Annotated in this window: 21 protein-coding genes and 2 pseudogenes; 10 read left to right on the plus strand and 13 right to left on the minus strand. The window is 53.5% G+C overall.

What is annotated here, in order from left to right:
- Positions 1-255: 255 nt before the first annotated feature.
- A complete protein-coding gene (locus VSQ30_RS16800) occupies positions 256-2,658 on the plus strand; it encodes a glycyl radical protein (RefSeq protein ID WP_334465695.1) in 2,403 nt (800 codons plus the stop codon).
- A gap of 133 nt (positions 2,659-2,791) precedes the next feature.
- On the plus strand, positions 2,792-3,472 hold the full coding sequence (locus VSQ30_RS16805; RefSeq protein ID WP_334465698.1) for a transaldolase family protein: 681 nt from the start codon (positions 2,792-2,794) through the stop codon (positions 3,470-3,472).
- Positions 3,473-3,648: 176 nt separating this feature from the next.
- Here the strand turns inward: VSQ30_RS16805 and VSQ30_RS16810 are convergent, their stop codons facing one another.
- The 5 genes from VSQ30_RS16810 to trhA form a co-directional block, all read right to left on the minus strand.
- Positions 3,649-3,912 (minus strand): hypothetical protein, encoded by a 264-nt coding sequence (locus tag VSQ30_RS16810; RefSeq protein ID WP_334465700.1) that lies wholly within the window; start codon positions 3,910-3,912, stop codon positions 3,649-3,651.
- 96 nt (positions 3,913-4,008) lie between these two features.
- A complete protein-coding gene (locus VSQ30_RS16815; RefSeq protein ID WP_334465703.1) occupies positions 4,009-6,000 on the minus strand; it encodes an ABC transporter permease in 1,992 nt (663 codons plus the stop codon).
- The gene (locus VSQ30_RS16820; protein ID WP_160643537.1) at positions 5,993-6,772 is read right to left on the minus strand and encodes an ABC transporter ATP-binding protein; all 780 of its coding nucleotides are present in this window, start codon (positions 6,770-6,772) and stop codon (positions 5,993-5,995) included. The genes VSQ30_RS16815 and VSQ30_RS16820 overlap by 8 nt, the downstream gene beginning before the upstream one ends.
- 370 nt (positions 6,773-7,142) lie before the next feature.
- Complete coding sequence (locus tag VSQ30_RS16825) at positions 7,143-9,215, minus strand: elongation factor G (RefSeq protein ID WP_334465706.1); 2,073 nt, start codon at positions 9,213-9,215, stop codon at positions 7,143-7,145.
- A 282-nt stretch (positions 9,216-9,497) separates the two neighbouring features.
- The gene (gene trhA, locus VSQ30_RS16830; RefSeq protein ID WP_334465707.1) at positions 9,498-10,178 is read right to left on the minus strand and encodes a PAQR family membrane homeostasis protein TrhA; all 681 of its coding nucleotides are present in this window, start codon (positions 10,176-10,178) and stop codon (positions 9,498-9,500) included.
- 489 nt (positions 10,179-10,667) lie between these two features.
- Here trhA and VSQ30_RS16835 point away from each other — a divergent pair, with 489 nt between their 5' ends.
- The 4 genes and pseudogenes from VSQ30_RS16835 to VSQ30_RS16850 form a co-directional block, all read left to right on the plus strand.
- Positions 10,668-12,491, plus strand: a complete 1,824-nt coding sequence (locus VSQ30_RS16835; RefSeq protein ID WP_334465709.1) for an ABC transporter ATP-binding protein — start codon at positions 10,668-10,670, stop codon at positions 12,489-12,491.
- Positions 12,492-12,887: 396 nt separating this feature from the next.
- Entirely contained in the window at positions 12,888-14,717 is a 1,830-nt protein-coding gene (locus VSQ30_RS16840) for an ABC transporter ATP-binding protein (RefSeq protein WP_334465710.1), read from the plus strand.
- Positions 14,718-15,191: 474 nt separating this feature from the next.
- Positions 15,192-15,809: a flavodoxin family protein gene (locus tag VSQ30_RS16845; RefSeq protein ID WP_334465712.1), complete on the plus strand. Its 618-nt coding sequence runs from the start codon at positions 15,192-15,194 to the stop codon at positions 15,807-15,809.
- Positions 15,810-16,078: 269 nt separating this feature from the next.
- Positions 16,079-16,347: pseudogene (locus VSQ30_RS16850) on the plus strand (helix-turn-helix domain-containing protein); the annotation flags it as partial.
- Between the two features lie 146 nt (positions 16,348-16,493).
- Here the strand turns inward: VSQ30_RS16850 and VSQ30_RS16855 are convergent.
- The 8 genes and pseudogenes from VSQ30_RS16855 to VSQ30_RS16890 form a co-directional block, all read right to left on the minus strand.
- Entirely contained in the window at positions 16,494-17,321 is an 828-nt protein-coding gene (locus tag VSQ30_RS16855; RefSeq protein WP_334465715.1) for a sugar phosphate isomerase/epimerase family protein, read from the minus strand.
- Positions 17,322-17,389: 68 nt separating this feature from the next.
- Positions 17,390-17,758: a VOC family protein gene (locus tag VSQ30_RS16860; RefSeq protein WP_334465716.1), complete on the minus strand. Its 369-nt coding sequence runs from the start codon at positions 17,756-17,758 to the stop codon at positions 17,390-17,392.
- Between the two features lie 143 nt (positions 17,759-17,901).
- Positions 17,902-19,104, minus strand: coding sequence for a Gfo/Idh/MocA family protein (locus VSQ30_RS16865; protein ID WP_334465718.1), 1,203 nt, complete (start codon positions 19,102-19,104; stop codon positions 17,902-17,904).
- A gap of 321 nt (positions 19,105-19,425) precedes the next feature.
- Entirely contained in the window at positions 19,426-19,704 is a 279-nt protein-coding gene (locus VSQ30_RS16870) for a transposase family protein (protein WP_502876313.1), read from the minus strand.
- Positions 19,705-20,087: 383 nt separating this feature from the next.
- Complete coding sequence (locus VSQ30_RS16875; RefSeq protein WP_334465723.1) at positions 20,088-21,467, minus strand: MATE family efflux transporter; 1,380 nt, start codon at positions 21,465-21,467, stop codon at positions 20,088-20,090.
- Positions 21,468-21,640: 173 nt separating this feature from the next.
- Positions 21,641-21,799, minus strand: a pseudogene (gene tnpA, locus VSQ30_RS16880) (IS200/IS605 family transposase); the annotation flags it as partial.
- Between the two features lie 585 nt (positions 21,800-22,384).
- Entirely contained in the window at positions 22,385-22,828 is a 444-nt protein-coding gene (locus VSQ30_RS16885) for a YfbO family protein (protein ID WP_016304742.1), read from the minus strand.
- 27 nt (positions 22,829-22,855) lie between these two features.
- Positions 22,856-23,248 carry an MBL fold metallo-hydrolase gene (locus VSQ30_RS16890; protein ID WP_334465726.1) on the minus strand — a complete coding sequence of 131 codons (393 nt, stop codon included), beginning with the start codon at positions 23,246-23,248 and terminating at the stop codon, positions 22,856-22,858.
- A gap of 370 nt (positions 23,249-23,618) precedes the next feature.
- Here VSQ30_RS16890 and VSQ30_RS16895 point away from each other — a divergent pair, with 370 nt between their 5' ends.
- The 4 genes from VSQ30_RS16895 (at position 23,619) to VSQ30_RS16910 (ending at position 25,849) form a co-directional block, all read left to right on the plus strand.
- The gene (locus VSQ30_RS16895) at positions 23,619-24,032 is read left to right on the plus strand and encodes a cysteine-rich VLP domain-containing protein (RefSeq protein WP_016304738.1); all 414 of its coding nucleotides are present in this window, start codon (positions 23,619-23,621) and stop codon (positions 24,030-24,032) included.
- 111 nt (positions 24,033-24,143) lie between these two features.
- Positions 24,144-24,539 carry a replication initiator protein A gene (locus tag VSQ30_RS16900; RefSeq protein ID WP_160203196.1) on the plus strand — a complete coding sequence of 132 codons (396 nt, stop codon included), beginning with the start codon at positions 24,144-24,146 and terminating at the stop codon, positions 24,537-24,539.
- Between the two features lie 172 nt (positions 24,540-24,711).
- Positions 24,712-25,653, plus strand: coding sequence for a MobV family relaxase (gene mobV, locus VSQ30_RS16905; RefSeq protein WP_066534335.1), 942 nt, complete (start codon positions 24,712-24,714; stop codon positions 25,651-25,653).
- A 4-nt stretch (positions 25,654-25,657) separates the two neighbouring features.
- Positions 25,658-25,849: a hypothetical protein gene (locus VSQ30_RS16910; RefSeq protein ID WP_430981912.1), complete on the plus strand. Its 192-nt coding sequence runs from the start codon at positions 25,658-25,660 to the stop codon at positions 25,847-25,849.
- The last annotated feature ends 59 nt before the right edge of the window (positions 25,850-25,908 follow it).

Here is a 25,908-nt window from a genome sequence, read left to right on the forward strand (position 1 = left end):
GGCATTAAATTCTTGTGTCCTATCAATTGGAAAACAGCACAATTGGGGACAAAGAATGGCTGTCTGCTTCTGCCTCCACACTCTCCGGCCCGTATCTTTGTACAAAAACACATTTATAAGACAGATGTAAATTTTTGTGTGCTTGCTCTGATGCGCCCTTTTTCTTCTCCGCGCCTTGACAGTGCATGGAAATTGTGGTACTATTCAATTGAAAGAAAGCTCTTTACTTTCATATGAAAAGAAAGAAGGCGGCATATGGACTATTTTGGCAGGCTCAGCCCCCGGATGGCGGATTTCCGGGAGGCGCTTTTGGGAACACAGCCCCAAATCTGCGTAGAGCGGGCCGTACTCACCACCCAGTCTTACCGGGAGCATGGCGACAAGCCCCTTGCCATCAAGCGGGCTTTGATGCTGGAAAACGTTTTGTCCCACATGAGCATTTTCATTGAGCCTCAAACCCTGCTGGCGGGGAACCAGGCAAGCACCAACCGCAGCGCCCCCATTTTCCCGGAATATGCCATGCAGTGGGTGATAGACGAGCTGGACTCCTTTGACAAACGGGATGGGGACGTGTTCCGCATCACAGAGGAGAATAAAGAAAAGCTGCGGGAAATCGCCCCTTTCTGGGAGCACAACACTCTGCTGGACAGGGGACTGGCAGCGTTCCCGCCCCACTCGAAGCTGTATTACGACTTGGGCATTATCAAGTCCGAGGGCAACATCACCAGCGGCGACGCCCACTGCGCGGTAAACTATGGGGGCTTGCTGGGCCTGGGGCTGAAGGACTATGCCCGCCGGGCAAAGGAGAAGCTGGACGCACTGGATTTGACAGATTACAAAAACATACAGAAAAGCTATTTCTACCGGGCCATCCTCATTGTGGCAGAGGCTGTGAAAGCTTTCGCCAAACGGTATGCAGACTTAGCGGCGGAAGCTGCCGCCAAAACCCAGGATGAAGCCCGCAAAAAGGAACTTCTGGAAATGAGCCGCATCCTCTATAAGGTGCCTTGGGAGCCGGCGGAAACCTTCCGGGAGGCTGTGCAGAGCCTGTGGCTTATCCACCTGGTTTTGCAGATAGAGTCAAACGGGCACAGCCTGTCTTACGGCAGGATGGATCAGTATCTGAACCCCTACTATGAGCGGGATCTGGCGGCAGGGAAAATCACAAAGGAGCAGGCGGAAGAGCTGCTGTGCTGCTTGTGGCTGAAAACCTACACCATCAATAAGATCCGATCCTGGAGCCACACCCAGTTTTCCGCCGGATCGCCCCTGTACCAGAACGTAACGGTAGGAGGCCAGACAGCAGACGGCAAAGACGCCACGAACCTCCTTTCCTGGCTTATCATCCGCACAGTGGCCCGGTGCCACCTTACCCAGCCGAACCTGACCGTCCGCTACCATAAAAACCTCCCCGATGATTTCCTCCGGGAGTGCATCCAGGTGGTGCGCTGCGGCTTTGGTATGCCTGCCTTTAATAATGACGAAATTATTATCCCCAGCTTTATTGAGAAAGGGGTAAAGCCGGAGGACGCTTACAACTACAGCGCCATTGGCTGCGTGGAAACCGCTGTCCCTGGCAAGTGGGGCTACCGCTGCACAGGCATGAGTTTTTTAAACTTCCCCAAGGCCCTGCTCATTGCCATGAACAATGGGGTTGACCCGGCCTCTGGCACAAAGCTGTGCCAGGGCATAGGCCACTTTAAGGATTTCACCTCGTTTGACCAGGTGCTCCAGTGCTGGGATAAGGTGATACGGGAGATGTGCCGCCAGTGTACCATTATAGACGCTACCTGCGACATGGTTTTAGAGCAGGACACTGCCGACATCCTCTGTTCCGCCCTGACGGATGACTGTATTGAGCGGGGCCTGAACATGAAAGAGGGCGGCGCGGTATACGACTTTATCAGCGATTTACAGGTGGGCATTGCCAACCTGGCGGACAGCTTAGCCGCCATGAAGAAGGTGGTTTTTGAGGACAAGGCTGTATCTCCGGCAGAGCTTTGGCAGGCCCTTCAGGCTGACTTTGAAGGCCCCCGCTATGAGGAAATCCGGGAGCTTTTGCAGGCTGCCCCCAAGTATGGCAACGATGACGACTATGTAGATATGCTGGTGGTAACCGCCTATAACGTGTATATTGACGAAATGAAAAAGTATCACAACACCCGTTACGGCCGCGGCCCCATTGGCGGCGTATACTATGCGGGCACCAGCTCCATCTCTGCCAACGTCCCACAGGGCGCAGGCACCCTTGCCACCCCGGACGGGCGCAAAAAAGGCGAGCCTTTAGCCGAAGGCTGCTCCCCCAGCCACGCCGCCGACAAAAACGGCCCCACCGCTGTGTTTAAAAGCGTGTCAAAGCTGCCCACAAAGGAAATTACCGGAGGCGTGCTGTTAAATCAGAAAGTTACCCCCCAACTGCTGGAAAAGGAAGAAAGCTGCCAGAAGCTGATGCTCCTGCTGCGCACCTTCTTTAACCGCCTCCAGGGCTACCATGTCCAGTTCAACGTGGTAAGCCGGGAAACCCTCCTGGACGCCCAGGCCCATCCGGAAAACCACCGGGATCTCATTGTCCGGGTGGCAGGCTACAGCGCTTTCTTTAACGTCCTCTCCCGGAAAACCCAGGACGACATCATCGCCCGCACAGAGCAGGTGTTCTAGGCGCCCGCTGGCAGGACTCCGTCCCGCACCCTGCCGGGGGCGCCGCCCCCGAACCCGCCAGGGGGAATAATTCCCCCTGGACTCCCAACACCATGCCAACTGATTTTACTTTTAAAGAAAGGCCGTTTTATTTATGAAGCTGTTGATAGATACCGCGGACATACAGGCCATAGAGCGCCTGTGGAAGGTTTACCCCCTAACAGGGGTCACCACCAACCCCACCATTTTGAAAAAATCCGGGCAGCCGCCTTTTAAGGTGCTGCATGACATCCGCGCCCTCATTGGGCAGGAGGCCCAGCTTCACGCCCAGGCTGTGTCCTCCTGCCCGGAAGAGGTGCTGGAGGAAGCCCGGCGCATTGTAAAAGAGCTGGGCGCTAATACCTTTGTGAAGGTGCCCGCTGTACCCTGGGGCTTTCAGGCCATGAAGCTTTTGGCGGCAGAGGGTATCCCCGTTACCGCCACAGCCATATACACCCCCATGCAGGCATATCTGGCGGGCATGTGCGGGGCAAAATATGCCGCGCCCTATGTAAACCGTATCGACAACATGGGCTGTGACGGCATTGGGGCCGCGCGGGAAATCCACGACATCTTCGAGAAAAACAGCATCCCCTGCCAAGTGCTTGCCGCCAGCTTTAAAAACTCCCAGCAGGTGCTGGAGCTGTGCAAGCATGGGGTAGGCGCTGCCACCCTTCCCCCAGAGGTGCTGGAAGCCCTTGTGAAAAATCCCGCCATTGACAGCGCTGTGCAGGCCTTTGTGCAGGACTTTGAAACCCTTGCAGGCCCTGGACGCACCATGCGGGACTGTTTATAGGTAACGCAGTTCAAAAGAGGCAGAATGCCTCTTTTGAACTAAGTGGCTCAGCCGTCTGGCTTGAAAACCGGGATGTGCCGATTTTTTCAAGTGCGTTTACTACAAGCCGGCTTTGCCGGAAAACACAGACGCAAAAAAGCCGCGCCCCTTCTACAAGAGGCGCGGCTTTTTGGGACTTATTTATATTTCCGCCGCCACTGGTTCACCACCGCCAGCAGGGCAAATCCCAGCACCAGAGCGCCCAGGACAAAGCAGACGGCCAGGAACAGGGGTGTCCAATGGAGGGTGCCCTGCAAAAGGCCATGGAAGGATTTAAAGGGCCAGCTTAATACTGTGAACACAGCGGAAAGCAAACTCCCGCCCAGGTTCAGCAGCGCGCACAGGAGATCCCACATAAAATGGGCGCAGGCACTAATCAGTTCAAAAATCGCGCTTATCATTATAACAGCTCCTTACGGGTAAAATTGGGTTATATGCACTTCGCAAAAGTTTTTGGGGAATCATACGCTTTATTTAAGCCCCTTATGGCGGAGGAATCAGCCCTGCTCTACAATTTTATAATAGGTGCGGGCAGTGCATGCATAGATGATGAAATAGAACAGGGCAAAGACTGCCACGCAGCCGATGGTGGAAAACAGGACGAGCTGGTAGTTTACCATATTCATCAGGGTCATGATCCGCTGGAGCATGGGGAAAGCAAAGACGAGGTGGAGTATGGCGGCAAGCAGGGGCAGGAAGAACACCAGGATAATCTGGCTGTGGATGCTGCGCTTCACCTCCTGGCGGCTCATGCCTACCTTCTGCATGATGGAGAAGCGGCGGGCATCCTCATAGCCCTCGGAAATCTGCTTATAGTAGATAATCAGCGCCGTCCCCATAAGGAACAGAAGGCCTAAGAACATGCCCAGGAAGAACAGGCCGCCATACAGGGAGAGGAAATCCTCCCGGGCGTTAAAGGCATCGTCTGTGCGCAGGTATTCAAATGTTACCCCCGCCATGGGGAAATCCTCCTCGATGTGTCTGTCCATGGCATCGGAAAAGGCCTGCAAGGACTCGTCATCCCCGCTCAGGTCAAAATAATAGTACCACTGGGGCACATCCGCTCTATAGACACCGATCTGCTCCTGGCTTAACAGGGACAAGAGGGTTTCTTCGTCTGGGAACACGATGGTGTACACCTCGTACACCACGGCGTTCATCTCCCCTTCCGCAGCATAGTCCGTCTCCTTCACGGAAAACTCCTTACCATCAAAAGAGATGGCGGGGCTGTCGAAGCTGTTCCGGGGGTCGGACAGCAGCACCTGTCCTGGCTCCAGGGATTCCTGCCGCCCGGAAAAGCGGTTGAACTCCTCCAGGGTGCAGGCCTGGAAAATGGCATAGGTGGTGCTGTAGCTGTCGTCTCCGATGTGGAAGTCTGTGCCTGTGCGGGCTGTGCTCCACATACGCACCTTGTATTCATAGGCATTTTCCTGGGACACTCCCAGCTTTGCGGCCTCCTCTCCCGCCAGCGTGTGCATCGTCTCGATGGCGGCGTCGTTTGGGTTTTGCATGATAAGGGAATACTCCCGGGGATAGCGGCTGTGTATTAAATCCTCAATGCCTGTGTACAGGGAGAAGGTGGTGGACACTGTCACCAACAAACAGGTGGACAAAATGCAGATGGAGGCAAGGCCCGCGGCGTTCTGCTTCATGCGGTAGAGCATACCGGAAACAGCGGTGAAATGCCGGGTTTTGTAATAGAAGCGCTTGTTTTTCTTCAGAAGCTTCAAAAGGGCGGTGATGCCTGTCACAAACAGCAGGTAGGTGCCCAGAATCACCAGGACAACGGCGATGAAGAAGAACATCATGGCTTCAATGGGAGACTGGATGGTAACTGCCAGATAATACCCGGCCCCCAGCAGCAGGACGCCCAGCACTGCCAGCAGCCAGTGGGCTTTCGGCTCTTTTTCCCCCACCTCGCCGCCATGGAGCAGCTCAATAGGCTTGCTGAGCCGCACCTGCAAGACATTATACAAAAGAAGCAGGAAGAAAATCGCCAGGAACAAAATGACCGTAGCTGCCAGAGCTTTAGGGGGCACCAGAAAGGCGATGGGCACCGTAAGCCCCAGCACCTTCTGCAAGGCCAGGAACAGCACCTTGGAAAAGAGGATGCCCATTCCCAGGCCCAGCACAAGGGTGGCAAGGGCTGTCAGCAGGGTTTCCGCCAGGATGACCCGGGCAATGTGGCGCTTCTCCATGCCTAAGATGTTATAAATCCCCAGCTCCTTTTTCCGGCGCTTCATGATAAAGCTGTTGGTGTAGAACAGGAAGATCACAGCGAATATGCCGATAACGTACACGCCCAACTCCATCATGGCTGCTACAGAGTTGCCGCCATACATGGCACTTTTGTCAATGCCCCCGCCTAAAGCGCAGAGCATGTAAAACATCATGCAGATACCGGTGGAGGAGAGCAGATAGGGCAGGGTAAGGCGGTAATTCTTCCGCAGGTTGCCCCAGGAAAGCTTCCAATACAGGCCTTTAGCCATGGTATGCGCCCCCTTCCTCCCTGCTGGTGGCAAGGACTGTGAGGGTATCGGAAATTTTCTGGTACATCTGATCCCCGTCCATGTCCCCTCTGTAAATCTGGTGGAACACCTGGCCGTCTTTAATAAACAGCACCCGCCCGGCCCGGCTGGCGGCCTGGATGGAGTGGGTAACCATGAGGATGGTCTGGCCCCGGCTGTTTATGTCCTCGAAAATCTGCAATATCTGCCCGGCAGAGCGGGAGTCCAGCGCCCCGGTGGGTTCATCCGCCAGAATGAGCTGGGGATTTGTGATGATGGCCCGGGCAATGGCGGTGCGCTGCTTCTGCCCGCCGGAAACCTCATAGGGGAATTTCTGCAGGATGTCTACAATCCCCAGCCCCCGGGCAATGGGTTCCAGACGCTTTTGCATCTCGTCAAATTTCTTCCCAGCCAGCACCAGGGGCAAAAAGATGTTGTCCTGGATAGAAAAGGTATCCAGAAGGTTGAAATCCTGGAACACAAAGCCCAAATTATCCCGGCGGAAGGCGGAAATCTCCTTTTCCCCCAAAGTGCAGATATTCCGCATGTTTAAAAAGATTTCCCCGCCCGTGGGCTTATCCAGCCCTGCCAGGATGTTTAAGAGGGTGGTTTTGCCAGAGCCGGATTCACCCATAATAGCGGTGAACTCCCCCTGCTCCACAGTAAAATCCACATCTGCCAAGGCCTGCACCTTGGCCCCGCCCAGGCGGGTGGCGTATATTTTCTTCACATGCTGCACGCTTAACAATGCCATTTCCAATTACTCCTTTTCTATAAGGCCGCCTTTCGCCGCCCTCCTTTTTTCTGCTTCCAGTATACCCGCTAGTTTTTACGAAAACCTTACGGCGGCATTACAAATCGGAAAGACTGTCTTACACTTTTGTAAGGCAGCCTCCGGCGGGAAAGGAAACTTTTTTAAGGAAAAGAAGTTCAAAAGATTGCCTTCGGCAACTTTCTTTTCAATCTTCAAAAACCTTTATCCATCAAAACGGCAGAGAACCGGGCACAGCACGTTTTTATTCCCCGCCGCTTTGTGCATCCCAGAAGTTTTTGGGGATGGCCAGAGATAGAAAAAGCCGGCGCAGCTTAAACGCCGCGCCGGCCTTCGCTTCAATATTCCTGCCTTAGTCCTCGCCGTTTTCAGCCTTTGCGGCCTCAATAGCCTTCTGGGCCACATTGGCGGGGGCTTCCTCATACCGCTCAAACTCAAAGGTAAAGCTGCCCCGGCCCTGGGTACACTGGCGCACAAAGGTGCTGAAATCATGCATCTCCGCCATGGGGGCCTCTGCCTCTACCGTCTGCTTGCCTGCGCCCGCAGGCTCCATGCCCAGCACGCGGCCCCGGCGCTTGTTCACCTCGCCCATGATGTCGCCCATGTTGCCGTCAGGCACAGTGGCCCGCAGGTGCCCGATAGGCTCCAGCAGCACAGGGTTTGCCTGGGGCATGCCGTTCTTATAGGCAATGGTTGCCGCCATCTTAAAGGACATTTCAGAGGAGTCTACCGGATGGTAAGAGCCGTCATACAGGGTGGCAGACAGGCCCACCACAGGGTATCCTGCCAGCGGCCCCTTGAGGATGCACTCCCGCAGGCCCTTTTCCACAGCAGGGAAGAAGCCCTTGGGCACCGACCCGCCTACAACCCGCTCATTAAACTCCAGGCCTTCGCTGTCGCAGGGGGCAAACTCTATCCACACATCGCCAAACTGCCCATGGCCGCCGGTCTGCTTCTTGTGCCGACCCTGCACCTGCACCTTTTTGCGGATAGTCTCCCTGTAAGGCACCTTGGGATCCTTCAAAGTAATCTCCACGCCGAACTTGGCCTTGAGCTTTGACACAATCACATCCAGGTGCTGCTCGCCCAGGCCGCTTACCACCAGCTCGTGGGTTTCTGTGTTGGACTGGAACCGGATGGTGGGATCTTCCTCTGCCAGCCGCAGCATCCCCTGGGCAATCTTGTCCTCTTCGCCCTTCTTTTTCGGCACAATAGCCATAGACAAGGTGGGAGTGGGATACTCCACGCCTTCCAGGACAACCTTCCGGGCCGGGCTGCACAGGGTGTCCCCTGTGTTGGTGGCGGTAAGCTTGGGGATGGCGCCGATATCGCCTGCGCCGATAAACTTCACATCCTCCTGCTTCTTGCCTGTCATCATCACAGTCTTGCCCACCCGCTCCGTGTTGCCGGTGCGCATGTTCACAAGCTGGGACTCTGTAGAAATCTTGCCGGATATCACTTTTAAATAGGAAAGCTTGCCGATAAAGGGATCTGCCACAGTCTTAAAGACAATGGCCGCCGCAGCGCCCTCGCTGTTGACTGTAAGCTCCACAGGCTCTCCGTCCACGTCTGTGCCGATTTCCCCGGCCTTTTCCTGGGCGGAGGGGGCAAGCCAGGCAAGCCCGTCCATAAACTGCTCCATGCCCCGCATAAGCATGGCATCCCCGCAGAACACAGGCGTGATGGTGCCGGACTTCACGCCCTTGCTCACGCCTACAATCACTTCCTCGGGGGTGAACTCCTCCCCGGCGAAATACTTCTCAAACAGCGCGTCATCTGTCTCCGCCACAGCCTCATAAATGGCGGTGCGCAGGCCTTCCAGCCTGTCGCCCATGTCGGGGATGGCCACCTGCACAGGCTTGCCGTCGGAATAGTCATAAGCCTTATACTCCAGCAAATTCACATAGATGTTGGCCTGGCCATCCTGAATATAGGGCACCACCACCGGGCACACCGAAGGGCCGAACTGGGCCTTTAAATCCTCAAAAACCCGGTAGAACCGGGCGCTCTCGTCGCACAGGCCGTTTACAAAGAAAATTTTCGCCAAATCCCGCTTAGACGCAGCCTCAAAGGCTTTCTCCGTACCCACAGCTACCCCGTCTTTGCCGGAGATAACCACCAGCACTGTGTCGGCGGCCCGCATAGCCTCGCACATGCCGCCCTCAAAGTCGAAAAGCCCGGGGGCATCCAGCAGGTTTATCTTCTTGTTTTTCCATTCCAGCGGGGCAACCGCCGCGCCGATAGAGGTTTTCCGGCGGATTTCCTCGGGGTCAAAGTCGCAGACCGTGTTGCCGTCCCCCACCTTGCCCCGGCGGTCGGACATCCCGGCAAGATACAGCATGGCTTCCGCCAGGGAGGTTTTGCCTGCCCCGCCATGGCCCGCAACCGCCAGATTGATAATATTCTTTTCCTGATATTGGTTCATAAGCGTTTGCCCCTTCCACAGGCTTCATAAGTATTTTGCACAAGCCCCAAAGCCTGCCCTAAAAACCGTTTTCAAGGCAGACCCTGCAAGGCTTTTTCTATTATATAGCATTCTGCCGAAAAACACAAGGACAAATGTGAAAAAATATCTGAATTTTCTGTAAAGCGCCTTTCTTTTTTGTGTATTTTGGGGCAGTCCGCCTGCTTGGAGGCTGGTCAAAACAGATGCAGGGCGGCTTCCTTTCCGGAAAACCGCCCTGCAAAGCCAGTGCGCATATACCCTTTATTTCACAACCTGATATACTGTAATCGTATGCAGCACGCTGCCCGCCAGGACGAACAGGTGGAAAACCGAATGGATATAGGGAATTTTCTTCCCCATGCCATAGAGGACGGCTCCCAGGGTATAGCACAGCCCCCCTGCCAGCAGGCACCAGAAGCCCACAGGGCTGACGTTCTGGGTGAAGGTTTTCATGGCAAAAACCACCACCCAGCCCATGGCGAGGTAACAAATCATGGAAACTATTTTAAAGCGCTCCACACTGATGGCATTGAGTACAATGCCCAGCACCGCTGCCGCCCACACCAGGGCAAACATGGCCCATCCCTGAATGCCCCCCAGGCTGACAAGGGTGATGGGGGTATAGGTTCCGGCTATCAGCAGGAAGATCGTGCAGTGGTCTAAAGAGCGGAACACCACCTTGGCTTTGTTCAGCCCCAAAGCGTGGTATAGGGTGGAGACAGTGTACAGCAGCACCATGGTGGCCCCGTAAATGGAAACGCTGGATACCTTCAAAGGCGTTTTTTCACAGAACACCAGCAGCAGCACCAGACCCGCCACTGCCAGCAGCGCCGATACCCCATGGGACACAGAGGAGAAAATCTCCTCTCCCAGGGTGTACCGGGGCAGTCCCAGCCGTCTGCGCTTTTCCGCCTGCTGCTCTCTTTTTTGCATCAAATTCATTTTCATTGCCTGCTCCATAGCTTCCGTCCTTTCCGGTGGCTGCTTTGAAAACAACCCCTGCGCAGAGATTCGACATTTTTGCGACATCTAGTTTTTAAAACTATTTATGATGATAGTATACTCCCTATAAAAAGAAAAATCAACCGCTTTTAGGAAGAAGTTTGTGAATTTTTTAAAAACCTTTTTCCAGTGTTGACTTTTTTGCACTGCTATGCTAATATTTTCTATACCGTCATTCCTGCCCGCTGTCTGCTGTACGTTGCACAGAACCGAGCTGGCATAGCCAAACTGTATTTTGCCCCTCCGTGTCATGGGGCCGGATGCCTTGGCTTGCCGCGCTTTTTTTATGGCGCCAGCGGCGCAGAACCGCGGGGCGCTGGGTCCCGCCTGCCGGCTCGCATGCTTGCAGACGCTCACTCCGCACCCGCCAGAGAACCTTTTTTGAAAAAACCATTTTGACACGCTTTCAGCGCACGAGGTACATATGTTATGAAAAGAAAGAAAAAAGAGAAGGAACAGAAAAAGTCCACCATCCTGCGGTTTTACCCCTATACCAAGGGATTCCGGCTGCGGTTTTTGCTGTCCATGGCAATGGTGGTTATTTCCGTTATCGCAAACTATATGACTCCCCAGGTCATCCGGGTCACTGTGGACTCTGTCATAAACGACAACGCTTTCCAGCTTCCCGGCTTCCTTTCAGGGTGGATAGCGTCCATCGGAGGGGAGGAGGCCCTGCGGGAGCTGCTCCGGGGCAGCATTGCCATATGCGCGGCAGTGTCCCTGGGCTTTGCCGCCATTGCAAGCCTTAGCAGCTACTCTTCCCGCATGAACCTGGCCCGGGCCTGCGAGGGCACTGTGGCCAGAATCCGCGACACCCTGTTTGGGCACATCCAGCGCCTGCCCTATGCCTGGCACAACTCCCACCAGACCGGGGACATTATCCAGCGCTGCACCATGGACGTGGATCTCATCCGCAACTTTGTCAGCGACCAGCTTATGGAGTGCATCCGCATTTTCCTGCTGATTGTAGTCTCCCTGGGGCTTATGTTCGCCATGAACGTGCGGCTGTCCCTGCTGGTCACCGCCTTTATCCCTGTGGTGTTTGTCACCTCTTTCGTTTTCTTCGGCATTGTGGGCAAAAAGTTCCAGAAAGCCGATGAAACAGAAGGGGAACTGACCGCCCTGGTGCAGGAAAACCTCACCGGCGTGCGGGTGGTGCGGGCTTTTGGCCGGGAGCGCTTTGAAATCGACCGCTTTAATAAGAAAAACGAAGAATTCACAGGCATGTGGGTGCGCCTGGGCAAGGTGATGGGCATTAACTGGGGCCTAGGAGACTTTTTCGCAGGCTTTCAGGTGTGCGTTATCATTGTGGCAGGGGCTTTCCTGGTGGAGCGGGGGGAGCTTACCGCCGGGGAGTTTTTGGCCTTTGCGGCTTACAACTCCATGCTGGTGTGGCCTGTGCGCAACCTGGGCCGCCTGCTCAGCGAGCTGAGCAAAACCACCATCAGCGCCACCCGCCTGTTTGACATCCTGGACGCCAAAGAGGAAGAAAACTGCCCCAGCCCTGTTTCCCCCGCCCTCACCGGAGACATCGTATTTGACCACGTAAGCTTCGGATACACCGGCAGCGCCGGCGTGCTGGAGGACGTGAGCTTCACCGTAAAAGCGGGCAGCACCTTTGGCATCCTGGGGGCCACTGGCAGCGGCAAATCCACCCTGATGTACCTGCTGGACAGGCTCTACGAGCTGCCGGAGGGCCAAGGAAGCATTACCATCGGCGGGGTGGATATCCGTAAAATGGACATTGCCCACCTGCGGAAAAACATCGGCATCGTGCTGCAGGAGCCTTTCCTCTTCTCCAAAACCTTCCGGGAAAGCATTGCCGACGGCGCGGCCCGGGAGGACATTGAGACGGTGCGGCATTATGCCCGCCTGGCTGTTATTGACGACGCCATCGAAAACTTCGCCCAGGGCTACGATACACCTATTGGCGAGCGGGGCGTGACCATTTCCGGCGGGCAGAAGCAGCGGGTAGCCATTGCCCGGATGCTGATGCAGGACACCGCCATTAAAATCTTTGACGATTCCCTCTCTGCTGTGGATATGGAGACAGACGCGAAAATCCGCCATTCCATTAAGGAGAACGTCCATGGCACCACCATCCTTATCGCCCACCGCATCACTACCCTCATGAACGCCGACCAGATTCTGGTGCTGGACAGAGGCAAGGTGGCCCAGATGGGCACACATGAAGAACTTTCCCAGCAGGAGGGCATTTACAAGCGCATTTTCGACATGCAATCGGCAACGTGACGTTGCATCCGAGACGCGCAAGCGTAACGCTTGACCTAAGACGCGGGGGACGTGGATAAAATTTTTCGCTGCGGAATGATATTCCGCGCTTACGTAAGCCCTCGCGTGCCCAACGCACTTTCAAAAGTTTTTCGATCAAACCTTTTTCCAAAAAGGTTTGCAGGGTGTGGGACGGAGTCCCACGACCGTACAGAGCCGTGCGGAAAGCACGGGAAGGTAAAGGCGACAGTCCGGTGGACTGTCGCCTTGTAGGGAACACCTGGTAAGGGTTTTCCTGTGGGGATTTTTCCCGAGGGGAAAATCTCCGGCCCGGAAAGAGCGCGAGAAAACCACTGCGAGGGGTTTTCTCGCAGGATGCCCACTAAAAGCAAAACCTGAAAAGGAGACTTACCATATATGAAAAATCAAAATACAGAAAGAAAGGAAAAGTTTTCGTCGCTGAAAACCTGGGCCAAGCTGCTGCCCTTTTTGCGGCCCTACCGGGGGCTGATGGCAGTGGTTATCGCCACTATGCTGGTAAATGCGGCGGTAGACATCTGCTACCCCCTCTTGTCCGGGTACGTGGTAGACCGCTTTGTCACCCCCAGGACTACAGAGGGCATAGCCGGATTTGCGGTTGTATATATGCTGGTGGTGCTGCTGCAGATGACCTGCACCATCGTATTTGCCCGGTCAGCCCTGAAGGTGGAAATGTACTTGGGCCGGGACTTGAAAAAGACCTTGTTCACCCACCTGCAAACCCTCAGCTTTTCCTATTATAACACCACCCCTGTAGGGGTTATTATGGCCCGGGTGATGAGCGACACCAACCGTATCGGCGGCGTGTTCGCCTGGAGCCTGGTGGACATCTTCTGGAGCCTTGCCTATGTGCTGGGGTGCATGGGGGTTATGCTGTTTATCAACTGGCGGCTGGCCCTGCTGATTATTGTGGTGGTGCCTGCCATTGCCCTTGCCACCCTCTATTTCCAGAAGCGCATTTTAAACCTGAACCGCAAGGTGCGGAAAATCAACGCGGAGATTACCCGCCACTATAACGAAGGCATTTCTGGGGCCAAAACCTCCAAAACCCTGGTGATTGAGGACAAGAACACCGCGGCCTTTCAGGAAGTGACAGGCCGCATGAAGCACACCACCATCCGGGCCGTCATGCTAAACGCCATTTATGTGCCCATTATCGGCTTCTTAACAGCCCTTGCTGTGGCTTTTGTCATCACAGGGGGCGGCAGCATGGTGATGTGGGGGAACATCGGCATCGGGGAACTGACCGTATTCGTCAACTTCGCCCTGGTCATTGCCGACCCCGTCCAGACCCTGGCCCGCACTATCTCAAACTTTATCGCCACCCAGGCAAACATCGAGCGCGTCTCCGCCCTTTTGGAGCTGGAGCCGCAAATTCAGGATACCCCGGAGGTAATAGAAAAATACGGCACCTCCTTTGAGCCAAAGCGGGAGAACTGGGAGGAACTCAAGGGCCACATCACCTTTGACGATATCACCTTCCAGTATCCCGACGGCACAGAAAATGTGCTGGAGCATTTCACCCTGGACGTGCCTGCGGGCACTACAGTAGCCATTGTGGGGGAGACAGGGGCGGGAAAATCCACCCTGGTGAACCTTGCCTGCCGCTTCTTCGAGCCAACCGGGGGCCGCATCCTGATAGACGGCCGGGACTATCGGGAACGCAGTATGCTGTGGCTGCACAGCAGCATTGGGTATGTATTGCAGACCCCCCACCTGTTCTCCGGCTCTGTAAAGGAGAACATCCGCTATGGGCGCTTAGACGCCACAGACGAGGAAGTGATGGCTGCGGCAAAGATGGTCAACGCCCACGATTTCATCATGCGCATGGAAAAGGGCTATGACAGCGACGTGGGCGAAGGGGGTGGGCAGCTTTCCACCGGGGAAAAGCAGCTTGTGTCCTTTGCCCGGGCGGTGCTGGCAGATCCCCGCATTTTCGTCCTGGACGAGGCCACCGCCTCTATCGACACCAAAACCGAGGCCCTCATCCAGGAGGCTATCTCCACCATGCTCACGGGCCGCACCTCCTTCCTCATCGCCCACCGGCTCTCCACCATCCGCAAGGCAGACTTAATCCTGGTGGTGCGGGGCGGCAAGATTATCGAGCAGGGCACCCATGAGGAGCTGATGGCTCTGGGCGGCTACTATGCAGATCTCTATAACAAGCAGTTTGAAACCGAAACCGCCGAGAGCGTGTTCAGCGCTTAGGGCTTTGCCCTAAGAACCCACCAGGGGGAATTTTAGAGAAAATTCCCCCTGAACCCCCAAAAAACCTGATTCGCGTTTTAGGCGGGCGGTATGCACCAAGCACTGCCCGCGCCGGAAACCGCCGCTTTATGATATACGCAAGCCAAGGAGGGAGCAGGGAGTGTCCAAGCGCGCGTTTTATGCACCCGGCGGTTTAGGTGCTTTGAATCTCGCACTGGGAAGACCAGAAACGCTTTTATTCTGTCCACTCTTTCTTCTCTCTGGCTGACTTTGAGAAACAGCTTGCTGCCCATAACCACAGCTCCAATAACTTACCGACGCCTCCCCTCGCCTGGCTTTCTCCTCTGGAATTCCTTGTCCAATTTGTTTGACAATCCTACACGTATTTGTAAAATATAGCGCAGAGGGCTTCTCAAAAGGCTTTCAGGCTGATATACTTATAGATATCATAAAAACGAAAGGGACGTGGACTGTATGAAGGTTTTGATGCTTAATGGCAGCCCCCATTTACAGGGCAACACCTATATCGCCCTGCATGAGATGGAAAAAATTTTCCAGCAGGAGGGTGTGGAGACGGAAATCCTCCAGGTGGGCAGCAAGGATATCCGGGGGTGCATTGGCTGCCGGAAATGCGGGGAACTGGGAAAATGCGTGTTCAGTGATCTGGTGAACGAGACAGCCCAGAAGTTTGAAGCCTGCGACGGCCTGGTGGTAGGCAGCCCTGTATATTACGCTTCCGCCAACGCCACGCTGGTGGCTTTCCTCACACGGCTGTTTTACAGCACCCGGTTCGACAAAACGATGAAGGTAGGGGCAAGCGTGGTTGCGGCCCGCAGAGGCGGCCTTTCCGCCACCTTTGACGAGCTGAACAAGTTCTTTACCATTTCCGGGATGCCGGTGGCTTCCGGCCAGTATTGGAACAGCATCCACGGGCAGACCCCCGGAGAGGCAGAGCAGGATAAGGAAGGCCTGCAGGGTATGCGCACCCTGGCCCGGAACATGGTGTTCCTTATGCGGGGCATTGCTTTGGCAAAGGAGCAGTTTGGCCTGCCGGAGCGAGAGCCATTTGAGCGGACAAATTTCGTGCGGTAAACAGAACGTACAAGAAAAGGCAGGACAAACCGAAATGGTCTGTCCTGCCTTTTCTGTGCGAAGGGATCAAGCTTTGCGGTGTCTGGCTTGAGAGATTATTCGCAGAGAAGGGCAGTTTTATGGGCAAGCACCTTTTTACAGCGGAAACCGTATCCTGAACAGAGAGCTCGGTTAAGTCTATCACGTTTTGCTCATAGATTCCCAAACAGCAAAACTGTTTCCACATGGTTTCTTCTTTAGACGCTCTCAGAATAATATATGGATATGCGGAAAAGCACCGACATCGTGGGAGGATGCCAAAGCTGAGCATAAAGGATCTGCCGCTGGCATCCTTGGAGTATCTGTGGGAATACCGTACTTATGCCCATATAGCGGAAAGCAATATCTACCGAGGAATCAAGTGGGTAGAAGACACGCTAATCCGGGACGGTACATTTTCACTGTCAGGACGGAAAGCGCAGCTGAAAAGCGATGCGGGTATGAGGTGATTCTGGTTGACGCAGCGGAATCGCCTATGGAACGACCTAAAAAAAGCAAAAGCGATAGTATATAGAAAATTTTATTGATAAATAAAAAGTTTTATATGCTCTATTGATGATGAAAATTATCCCAATATAAAAGCTATGCTAAAACCGCGCAAAAGAAGTGGGCTAATAGAATTTTACTTTTTTTACAATAAATAGGTTAAATCCCCAGCACGTCCCGCAGGTAGATGCGGGAAACCTCTGCGGAGTGGAAGTTGCACACCTCGGGTCTGTCCAGCTCCACGCAGAGCACCCCGTCAAAGCCGGCTTCCTCCAGGGCAGCCTTTACAGCGGGGAAATCCACTGTGCCATGGCCCAGCGCCCGGAAAGAGGCCATCTTCTCCCGGCCCTCCGCTTTGCTGAGGGCATAGGTGTCCACGTCCTTCAAGTGCATAAAGGCAATCCTGTCCCCATACTGCCGGATAAGCGCCGCCGGGTTTATGCCCGCCAGGGTGGTGTGGGCGGTATCCAGGCAGAAGGACACATACTCCGGCTTTGTGTGGGCGGCAAAATAGTCGATGTCGCTTTGAGAGAACACGCAGGTGCCAAAATGGGGATGGAAGCACACGGTCACGCCTTTTCCTTTGGCATATTCTCCCAGGCGGTTCGAGATTTCACAAATTTTGTCCAGCATTTCCGGGTTGGTGGGCCGCTCATACGGCTCCTCCCCAAAGCCGCCATGCTGGCAGTTATACCACTTGCCGCCAATGGCGGAAAGGAAATCCACCTGCTCCATGGCGATGCGCAGGGATTCCTCCACGTCCAGGGTGAAGTGCCCGTACAGGTTCACCAGTTCTACCCCGCAGCGCTTTGTCATGTCCACCAGCTCCTGGGGATTCTCCGCGAAAAAGTCGCGGAGAAAGGCGAAGTTCTCCACGGTGTCGTATCCTAAAAATTTACATTCCTTAAAGCTTTGCTCCAACTGCTTTTTGGCTTCCTCCGGCTCCCTGGAGGCAATCCAGGTCCAGCCTGTATATGCTGCTTTCATACTTTATGGCTCCTTTTTATGCAAGTTGTTTTTTATGCAGGCCTCTAAAAGGCTTTCTGTCCAAAAGCTCACTGCCGCTGCGGCACAATCTCAATCCAATAGCCGTCCGGATCCTGGATGAAATAAATGCCCATCTCTGTGTTGTCAAAGCAGATGCACCCCATCTCCTGATGGCGGGCGTAAAACGCCTCATACTCGTCGGTGACAAAGGCCAGATGATACTCCAAATCCCCCAAATCATAAGGGGTTTCCCTGTCCCGCAGCCAGGTCAGCTCCAGCTTGAAATCATTTTCCTCATTCTTTAAAAACACAATTTTAAAAGCGCCGTCCGGGGCTTCGATTTCCCGCACAGGGTTCAGGCCCAGGGCTTTTTTGTAAAAAGCCAGGCTCCGCTCCAGATCAAGCACATTGAAATTAAAATGGTCAAAGCGAATCATGCCGCCTCCTCCTTCCGAGATAATTTCCAAGGTGTGTTCGCACAAGCAGAACATACAGATTTTCGAGGGGGCTTCGCATGGTTCCCAATACGGAAAGCCCCGGATTTCGGCAAAAACAGTGTTTGCGGTTTTTCAAACAACCCCTAGTCCAAAATGCCGTGCATGGGGTTTAACTCCATAGGCGCTGTGCGGGTATATTTTGTCTCCATGGGCAGATAGGCCCGGCTCTCGCAGGACTTGCTGAAGCTGGTCATCACCTCCAGCACATGGCGCTGCTGCTGGTAGTTTGCCCGGTGATCCCGCCCGGTGCGCAGGGCCTTGCACATATCCGCAAGCCCCAGGCCCCGGCTGTTTTCCGGATAGTCATAGAGCAGGGGCATTTCCTTCCAGCCAGCATAGAAATCCGGGACCCCGTGGCGCATCAGGCCCGGATCGGTTTTAGGGGCCGCCGCCGCGTCCTCAGGCCGCAGCAGGAGCACAGGCCCGCCAAAGGTGTTGGGATCCGGCACCATCAGGCTGCCCTTGGTGCCATACACCTCAAACCGGGCCTGGGCGGTGTAGTGCACGTCAAAGGTGGTGAACACCTGGGCAATGGCCCCGCTTGAAAACTCCAGGTTCCCGGAAAGCCATGTGTCCACGTCCACCTGGATGGTTTCTCCCCGGTGAGGCTCTGAGGTGATAAGCCGCTGGGGGAAGGTTTTCTTCGTCATCCCCATTACGCCCTTCACTTCCCCCAGAAGCTGTACCAGGGCAGTGATGTAATACGGCCCCATGTCCAGCATAGGCCCGCCGCCCCGCTTGTAGTAAAATTCCGGATCCGGGTGCCAGGTTTCATGCCCATGGCATACCATGGCGCAGGAGGCCCCCACCACGTCGCCTATCATGCCGCTGTCAATGAGATGCCGGGCGGTTTGGATGCCCGCGCCCATGAAGGTGTCCGGCGCGCCGCCGATTTGCAGCCCCTTCTCCTCTGCCAGAGAGATAAGCTGGTTTGCCTCCTCCATGTCCACCCCCAGGGGCTTCTCGCTGTACACATGCTTGCCGTGGAGGAGGGCCTGCTTTGTCACCTCAAAGTGCTCATAAGGCCGGGTGAGGTTTAAAACCACCTCCACCTCCGGATCGTTAAAGGCCTCGAACATGTCCTTGTAGATTTTCGGATCCCGCACCTGCGCGCCCTTCTCTATCTCCTCCCTCACATAGGCCGCGCCCTTCTCAGCCCTTTCAGGGATTAAGTCGCACACCCCCACAAGGTCTACCTCCCGGAAGGTGCGGGTGATATTCTGCAAATAAATGCCGCTGATAGCGCCTACGCCTATCATGGCAACTCTTACTGGCTTTTGTTCCATGGAAACCATCCTTTCTTTAGGAAATGCCCGCCCCGGGAAGCTTTGTACAGCCTCCGCAATGGAGGCATTTCCCCTTTGCGGTTGTATGTAAAACCGGGAAACCACACGGCTTGCCTCTATTATAGCGCCTTTTGCCTGAAATTTCCAGCCGTAGGAACGGCTTTGTGTAAATTTTCCTGTAGGATTGTCAAACAAATTGGGCAAGGAATTCGAGAGTGGAAAGCCAGGCGAGGGACGGGGAGTGTCCAAGGCAAACATTTTATGACAGAATAAGGAAGATATGAGGAAAAGCAAAAGAAGGGCAACAGACCTCTTGCGAAATTAAGAAAAACGGTCAAAATTGCAGATACCAGCCATCAAAGAAAAGCAAAGTACAAAACGATGCCTGCGGTTGCGATAGCGTTCAGAGAGAATGCGAAACCTTTTGACAAAGCGGATAGCGTGTTCAACCAAGATACGTTCTCTTGAAATCCTGCGGTTATCTTTGCGTTCTTGTTTAGACAACGGATAGTTCCTGAAACGCTTTTTTGGCAGAAGAGAATTGGCGTGTATCAGAGCAAGCCCCTGGTATCCGGCATCTGCCTCCAACACAGTTTCCATGCCAGTTGAAACGGCAAGGTTTATGAACCAAAAAGAAGCAATGGAATGACTGGAAAAGTTTGCAGAGGTTCCCAAGGAGGACAGAGGCTATTTCAGCTATAACCTTTTGCGGATAGACGTGAAAGGGCTGATAGCTCCTACCATATATGACGCACCGGAAGGAAATCAGGGGATAAAATCCTTTGCAGAGGAAATTGATCCGGGCGCAGGTTTTTGCCTGTTGGAGGGTGGGAACATACCTTTAATTACAGTTTATGGCATCAAGATAATGTAAAACCAAAAGCAAACAAACGTTAGCAATGCCATTCGCGTGGACGGTAGATTCAACAAGAGAAAAACACCCCCTGCTTTTTAGGCAGAGGGTGTTCTTGCTTATACTTATTTTACCGGGATACAGCGGTTTCCAGGTTTTTAATCTCTGTGCGGTACAGCCGGGCATACAGCACCAGGGAAATTGCCAGGGAAACGCACTCGGCAATGGGGAAAGCCCACCACACTGCGTTTACCTGCCCGGTAAAGCGCGCCAGCATCCAGGCGGCAGGCACCAGGATAACCAATTGGCGCAGCAGGGACTGCATCAGGCTGTAAGTCCCCCGGCCCACAGACTGGAACAGGGTAGAGCCTACAATGCCCAGGGCCGCGAACAGGAAGCAGGTGCAGATAATTCGCAGGGCAGGTATGCCGATTTCCAGCAGTTCTTCCGAGGCGCTGAAGATGCCCAGAAGCCACTGAGGGGCCAGCAGGAAAAGCAGGGTACCTGCCAGCATAATCACCAGGGCAATGGCACAGCCGTTATAAAAAGCGGAAAGCAAGCGCTTTTTGTTCTTTGCCCCGTAATTATAGCCCATGATGGGCAGAAGGCCTTGGGTCAGGCCAAACACAGGCATGAATACAAAAGACTGTAGCTTGAAATACAGGCCGAACACCGTATAGGCGGCAGTGGAGAATCCGGAGAGTATGCCGTTTAAAGCCATGGTCATAACCGTACCGATAGACTGCATGACAATGGCGGGCAGCCCGACGGCGTAGATGTCCCGGATGATGGTGAAATCCAGCCTAAAGCCCTTGAAGGTGATATGTACCCTGTGCTCCTTGACAGCCACGACCACCGCTGCCACCAGCATGGAGAGAATCTGCCCGCCCACCGTGGCGATAGCAGCCCCGGTAACGCCCATAGCAGGCAGGCCGAACATGCCGAAAATCAGGATGGGATCCAGGATGATGTTGGTGAGCGCGCCAATAAGCTGGAAAATCATGGGCCATATCATGTTGCCTGTGGCCTGCAAAATCTTTTCCAAAGCTACTACAATAAAGCTGCCAAAGGAGAAAATGCAACAGATAGAAATATACTGATCCCCCATATGGACAATCTCCGGGTCAGACTCAAACATCTGGAAGAAGGGGGTGGTGAAAAATGCCCCGTAAACGGCGAAGGCCAGGGAGGTAACAACTCCCAGCAGAATGCCATGGGAGGCGGCAGCGTCTGCCTCCTGCTGCCGGCCTTGCCCCAGGCGCCGGGAAATCAGGGAGGTAATGCCCACGGAGGTGCCCACCGCAAAGGAGATCAGCAGGTTTTGGATAGGGAAGGCCAGGGACACTGCCGCCAGCCCTTTTTCACTGACCTGGGACACGAAATAGCTGTCCACAATATTGTACAGCGCCTGCACCAGCATAGAGAACATGGCAGGCAGGGCCATGGAAAAAATCAGCGGCAGCATGGGGGCCGTTCCCATCCGGTTTTCTTTTGACATGGATTTTTCCAAGATAATTCCATCCTTTCTCTGTTTTTGCATAACCATGCTATTATACCAAAACCCGACTGCTTTTGCAAGCATATCCTCTGCGGGGGGAGTGTCCGGCGGATGTCATAATTGATTTAGACACTTTGAGAGAGTTGTCTAAATCAATTTTTTATTTACGCGGCAGAAAACGGATTGTATACGTGATCCGGGCACACTTCCGCCTCCACTATCTTTATCTTCTTCCACTCGCAAAGAGTTCTCAATATTTTCCCTACCTCTGCCCTCTTCTCCTTATAGAACACCTTCCTTCTGTACTTTGGTGCAAATACTATGTGGTATTTGCAATTCCACTTAGGTCATTTTACAAGGAACTACACGCAGACCGTGAAACGGGCTGCTGACAACAAACAGGCGCTATGCTCCCGGCAAGGGGCATAGCGCCTGTTTGTTGTGGGGGTATCCAAAGGGGGCAACGCCCCATTTGGCACACGACTTTGCGAAGCAAAGTGTAGTGTGTTATACGCTCTGTCGGCGTTGCCGTGAAAATGCCGTTGCCGCCGGGGAGGGCAAGGGCATTTGAAGCGGCAGGAAAACAGGGCTTTGTTTGGGGCTGGGAAGCCGGAAACAAAGGGCTGGTTTCAGCAGCAGACAGGGCGTATATGAAAGCCCTCGTCCACCGTCCTCAGCCTATGGGACAAAATGTCCCAAACCTTTAGACACCGTGACTATATGTGTGGCCACACTCATTTATTTTAGTGGTCGTTCTTTTCTCAAAATTGAAATGGGCGGGAAGCCATTTTAGGGCTTTCCCGCCTTGATTGCCCATCAGCAAAGGCAGGCGGGGCTGTCAACGGCGGCGCATTTGTGCGCCGTTCATCTTGACCGTTGACTGGCTCGGCTGCCTTTGCTATCTCCCCCGATAAACTGAAAGTTTTAGATTAGTCCCACACGATTTCCAAACAATCGAAGTTATCTGGAATTGGTGGTACGCACGAATAAGTATTTAATTCAAATGCCTCTATTGTAATTACTCCATCAGAGCATAGCCATTCGCAATTTACTAATTTTTCTAATTCCGCAGGCAAAATGGTTGTGCAAATCACGATTGTATCTCCTGCAAGAACTAATTCTTCTTTCCCATTGTTTTCTACGATTTCTGTATCATCGTGGAGAGCAACACGCACCCATGCTATGTCAGGCATTAACTCAATCTTTTGTAGCATATTTCGTATTTCAGAAAGCGTTGGACGGCCAAATTCCCATTGGTTCGGAGCAATGGAATCCTCCTCTGTGTTTCCATCGAAAAATTCATCAAGCGTTAGTAATGGCAAGCGTTCTTCATTTTCTTCCAATATTTTTTTGAATGTATTCAACTCTATCATAGTCACAATTCTCCTCGCAAATCAGAATTAGTTGATTTTATCCTCTCCCCGGATTTTCTTGTTTTTCCGTTCTTCTAACTCCGCAATTTGGTTCATCAAGCAACAAAAGAGCAAGGCAATCTTGGTTGTGCAACCGCCATGAAAAGAGTTTTGCCCTTTATATAATCTTTCTAACGCCTTGTCACTCATAACGATTTGAATGTCAGAGCATTCCGAGAGTATTTCATTCAAATAGCCTGCATGGTCATCGTGAGCGTGTGTCAGAAAAATATATCGTATCTGTTGAGGGGCTATTTGCATCTTTGCCAGTTGCTTTTTGAAATGTGCAAATCCTCTTTCATACCCTGTATCAATCAGTACATAGCCGTTGTCAATAGGATATATCCAATTATTTACTATCCTGCTTCCTGCATTGAGCATAGATGTTCTCTCTTTTCATTTATTTTCATCGGCGTCAACTTTCAATTTACTGTTCTGTATTTTCCCATTATACCACAATTCCGAGAGCGTGGAAATAGCGAGTTTTCCGGGCTGATTTCCTACCTCTTGGATATACGGCACAGGCAATCAAAAAAGTATACACTTGAGATAGTTCATCGATGGACAAGCCTCTTGAAAACTAAATGACCGTCTGAAAAGGAATACCCCGGCTGGGGAAGTGTGCTGTGACCCCGCTTCTGGACACCGTGACCAGAGAGGGTGAGCGTACCAACGCCGGAACACGCCGCAGGAATGGGGCAGGAAGCCTTTTCGGGGAAAACGGCAGCAAGAAGAACAACGGAGGGAGTGCATGAAAGAAAGACCCTATCAACATTTGCCACCGCTGGAACACAGGCCGGACAGCTTCCCCTACCGCATGACCCCGGCGCAGAGGAAGCGGGCCAGCAGCCTGATCCGCCGGGAGTGCTGCAACTGTGGTGGTGGAAACTGCTTTGCGCTGGACGATGGCGACACCTGCACCTGTCCGCAGATGATTACATTCTCCGTCTGCTGCAAGTGGTTCCGCTGGGCGGTCTTGCCGCTGGATAGGACGCTGGAAGCGGAGATTTACCGTGACTGTGCTTTGAAACGCTGCTCGGTCTGCGGAAAGCCCTATGTGCCAAAATCCAACCGGGGCAAATACTGCCCGAACTGCGCTGCCAGAGTACACAGGCGGCAGAAAACAGAAAGTGAACGGAAAAGGAGGTCTGCTGTGGACAGTTAAGGCGGAGAAAAGCCTTGATTTGCAAGGCTCCGCAAGCCCAAAACCGGGGCGGGCGGTATGTTTTATCGCCCACCCCGGAAAACGGGCTTCTAACCGTCCACAAAACACGCTATGACAAACACGATTTACATTCACCAGCCGGAGAAAGTCATCAGCTTCACCCGGCTCCCCAATTTCCTTTTTGAAGCCCCATCATTCAAGCCCCTGTCCAACGAAGCGAAGGTGCTGTACGCCTTTATCCTGCGGCGGGCGGAGTTATCCCGGAAAAACGGGTGGGCGGACGAATATGGGCGGATTTACCTGTATTACCCCATCTGCGAGGTGGTCGCCCTGCTCCACTGTGGGCGGCAGAAGGCGGTGAATACCCTGCGGGAGTTGCAGTATGCGGGGCTGGTGGAAATACAGAAACAGGGCTGTGGAAAACCCAACCGCATTTACCCAAAATCCTATGAAGCGGTTCCAAACACCGACTTCAAGAAGTCCGGCTGCGGTACGCCGGAGGGATGAAAACCGTACCCTACAAGTACGAAAATCAATCCTCTTGGAGTACGGAAACCGGACGATATATAGAAATACAGAGATTAAAACCATCTATTTATATCGATTCCATTCCAATCCTATCAGAGATATTTTCGGCGGAAAACCCGCCGGAAAGGAATGGAATGGGGAAAGGAGTTCAATGGCGCAACACGCAATTTTGCGATTTGAGAAACACAAGGGCAACCCGGCAAGACCGCTGGAAGCCCACCACGAACGGAAAAAGGAGCAGTACGCCAGCAACCCGGACATTGACACCAGCCGGAGCAAGTACAATTTCCATATCGTCAAGCCGGAGGGGCGCTACTACCATTTCATTCAGAGCCGCATTGAACAGTCTGGGTGCAGAACGAGGAAAGACAGTACACGCTTTGTCGATACGCTGATAACCGCCAGCCCGGAGTTTTTCAAGAAGAAATCCCCGGAGGAAATACAGGCGTTTTTCAAAAGAGCGGCGGACTTCCTCATTGACCGGGTAGGCCGGGAAAATATCGTGTCGGCGATAGTACACATGGACGAGAAAACGCCCCACCTGCATTTGACCTTTGTTCCGCTGACGAAAGACAACCGCCTGTGCGCCAAAGAAATCATAGGCAACCGGGCCAATCTGACAAAGTGGCAGGACGATTTTCACGCCTATATGTTGGAGAAGTACCCCAGCTTGGAGCGTGGGGAGAGCGCAAGCAAAACGGGAAGAAAGCATATCCCCACCCGGCTTTTCAAACAGGCGGTTTCCCTCTCCAAACAGGCGAGGGCGATTGAAGCCACGCTGGACGGTATCAATCCAATTAACGCCGGAAAGAAGAAAGAGGAAGCCCTCTCTATGCTCAAAAAGTGGTTTCCGCAGATGGAGAACTTCTCCGGGCAGTTGAAGAAATACAAGGTCACGATAAATGACCTCTTGGCAGAAAATGAAAAACTGGAGGCAAGGGCAAAGGCCAGCGAAAAGGACAAGATGAAAGGCGTTATGGAACGGGCAAAGCTGGAAAGCGAGTTACACAACATTCAACGGCTGGTTGACCGTATCCCGCCGGAAGTGCTGGCAGAGTTGAAGCGGCAACCGAACTATGGAAAGGAAAGGTGATTTTATAACGAATATCAGATACAAAAAGGAAACAGAAATCGTGACTTTTCAAGGAAAGGAAATCACGCTGGAAAATCTCTCCCCGGTATTTACACCGGAGCAGGAAGCGGCCAAACGCCGGGAACTGGAACAGCAGCTTTATGAGGTGTTCCGCAAGTACGCCGACAAGCGGCAGAAAGAGGAAGCCGGGGCGTAAGTTTTTCCAGCCACATCATTGATTTACGGGGCTGTTGGCGGTATAATAAGACTGTCAGC

This window comes from Acutalibacter sp. JLR.KK004 (genome assembly GCF_036941085.1).
In the GTDB taxonomy this organism is placed as follows: Bacteria; Bacillota; Clostridia; order Oscillospirales; family Acutalibacteraceae; genus Acutalibacter.

Excerpts from the sequence above, each read along its gene's own strand:
- VSQ30_RS16800 (WP_334465695.1), top strand. The coding sequence starts at position 256 with ATGGACTATTTTGGCAGGCTCAGCCCCCGGATGGCGGATTTCCGGGAG.
- VSQ30_RS16805 (WP_334465698.1), top strand. The coding sequence starts at position 2,792 with ATGAAGCTGTTGATAGATACCGCGGACATACAGGCCATAGAGCGCCTG.
- VSQ30_RS16810 (WP_334465700.1), bottom strand. The coding sequence starts at position 3,912 with ATGATAAGCGCGATTTTTGAACTGATTAGTGCCTGCGCCCATTTTATG.
- VSQ30_RS16815 (WP_334465703.1), bottom strand. The coding sequence starts at position 6,000 with ATGGCTAAAGGCCTGTATTGGAAGCTTTCCTGGGGCAACCTGCGGAAG.
- VSQ30_RS16820 (WP_160643537.1), bottom strand. The coding sequence starts at position 6,772 with ATGGCATTGTTAAGCGTGCAGCATGTGAAGAAAATATACGCCACCCGC.
- VSQ30_RS16825 (WP_334465706.1), bottom strand. The coding sequence starts at position 9,215 with ATGAACCAATATCAGGAAAAGAATATTATCAATCTGGCGGTTGCGGGC.
- trhA (WP_334465707.1), bottom strand. The coding sequence starts at position 10,178 with ATGAATTTGATGCAAAAAAGAGAGCAGCAGGCGGAAAAGCGCAGACGG.
- VSQ30_RS16835 (WP_334465709.1), top strand. The coding sequence starts at position 10,668 with ATGAAAAGAAAGAAAAAAGAGAAGGAACAGAAAAAGTCCACCATCCTG.
- VSQ30_RS16840 (WP_334465710.1), top strand. The coding sequence starts at position 12,888 with ATGAAAAATCAAAATACAGAAAGAAAGGAAAAGTTTTCGTCGCTGAAA.
- VSQ30_RS16845 (WP_334465712.1), top strand. The coding sequence starts at position 15,192 with ATGAAGGTTTTGATGCTTAATGGCAGCCCCCATTTACAGGGCAACACC.
- VSQ30_RS16855 (WP_334465715.1), bottom strand. The coding sequence starts at position 17,321 with ATGAAAGCAGCATATACAGGCTGGACCTGGATTGCCTCCAGGGAGCCG.
- VSQ30_RS16860 (WP_334465716.1), bottom strand. The coding sequence starts at position 17,758 with ATGATTCGCTTTGACCATTTTAATTTCAATGTGCTTGATCTGGAGCGG.
- VSQ30_RS16865 (WP_334465718.1), bottom strand. The coding sequence starts at position 19,104 with ATGGAACAAAAGCCAGTAAGAGTTGCCATGATAGGCGTAGGCGCTATC.
- VSQ30_RS16870 (WP_502876313.1), bottom strand. The coding sequence starts at position 19,704 with ATGGAAACTGTGTTGGAGGCAGATGCCGGATACCAGGGGCTTGCTCTG.
- VSQ30_RS16885 (WP_016304742.1), bottom strand. The coding sequence starts at position 22,828 with ATGATAGAGTTGAATACATTCAAAAAAATATTGGAAGAAAATGAAGAA.
- VSQ30_RS16890 (WP_334465726.1), bottom strand. The coding sequence starts at position 23,248 with ATGCTCAATGCAGGAAGCAGGATAGTAAATAATTGGATATATCCTATT.
- VSQ30_RS16895 (WP_016304738.1), top strand. The coding sequence starts at position 23,619 with ATGAAAGAAAGACCCTATCAACATTTGCCACCGCTGGAACACAGGCCG.
- VSQ30_RS16900 (WP_160203196.1), top strand. The coding sequence starts at position 24,144 with ATGACAAACACGATTTACATTCACCAGCCGGAGAAAGTCATCAGCTTC.
- mobV (WP_066534335.1), top strand. The coding sequence starts at position 24,712 with ATGGCGCAACACGCAATTTTGCGATTTGAGAAACACAAGGGCAACCCG.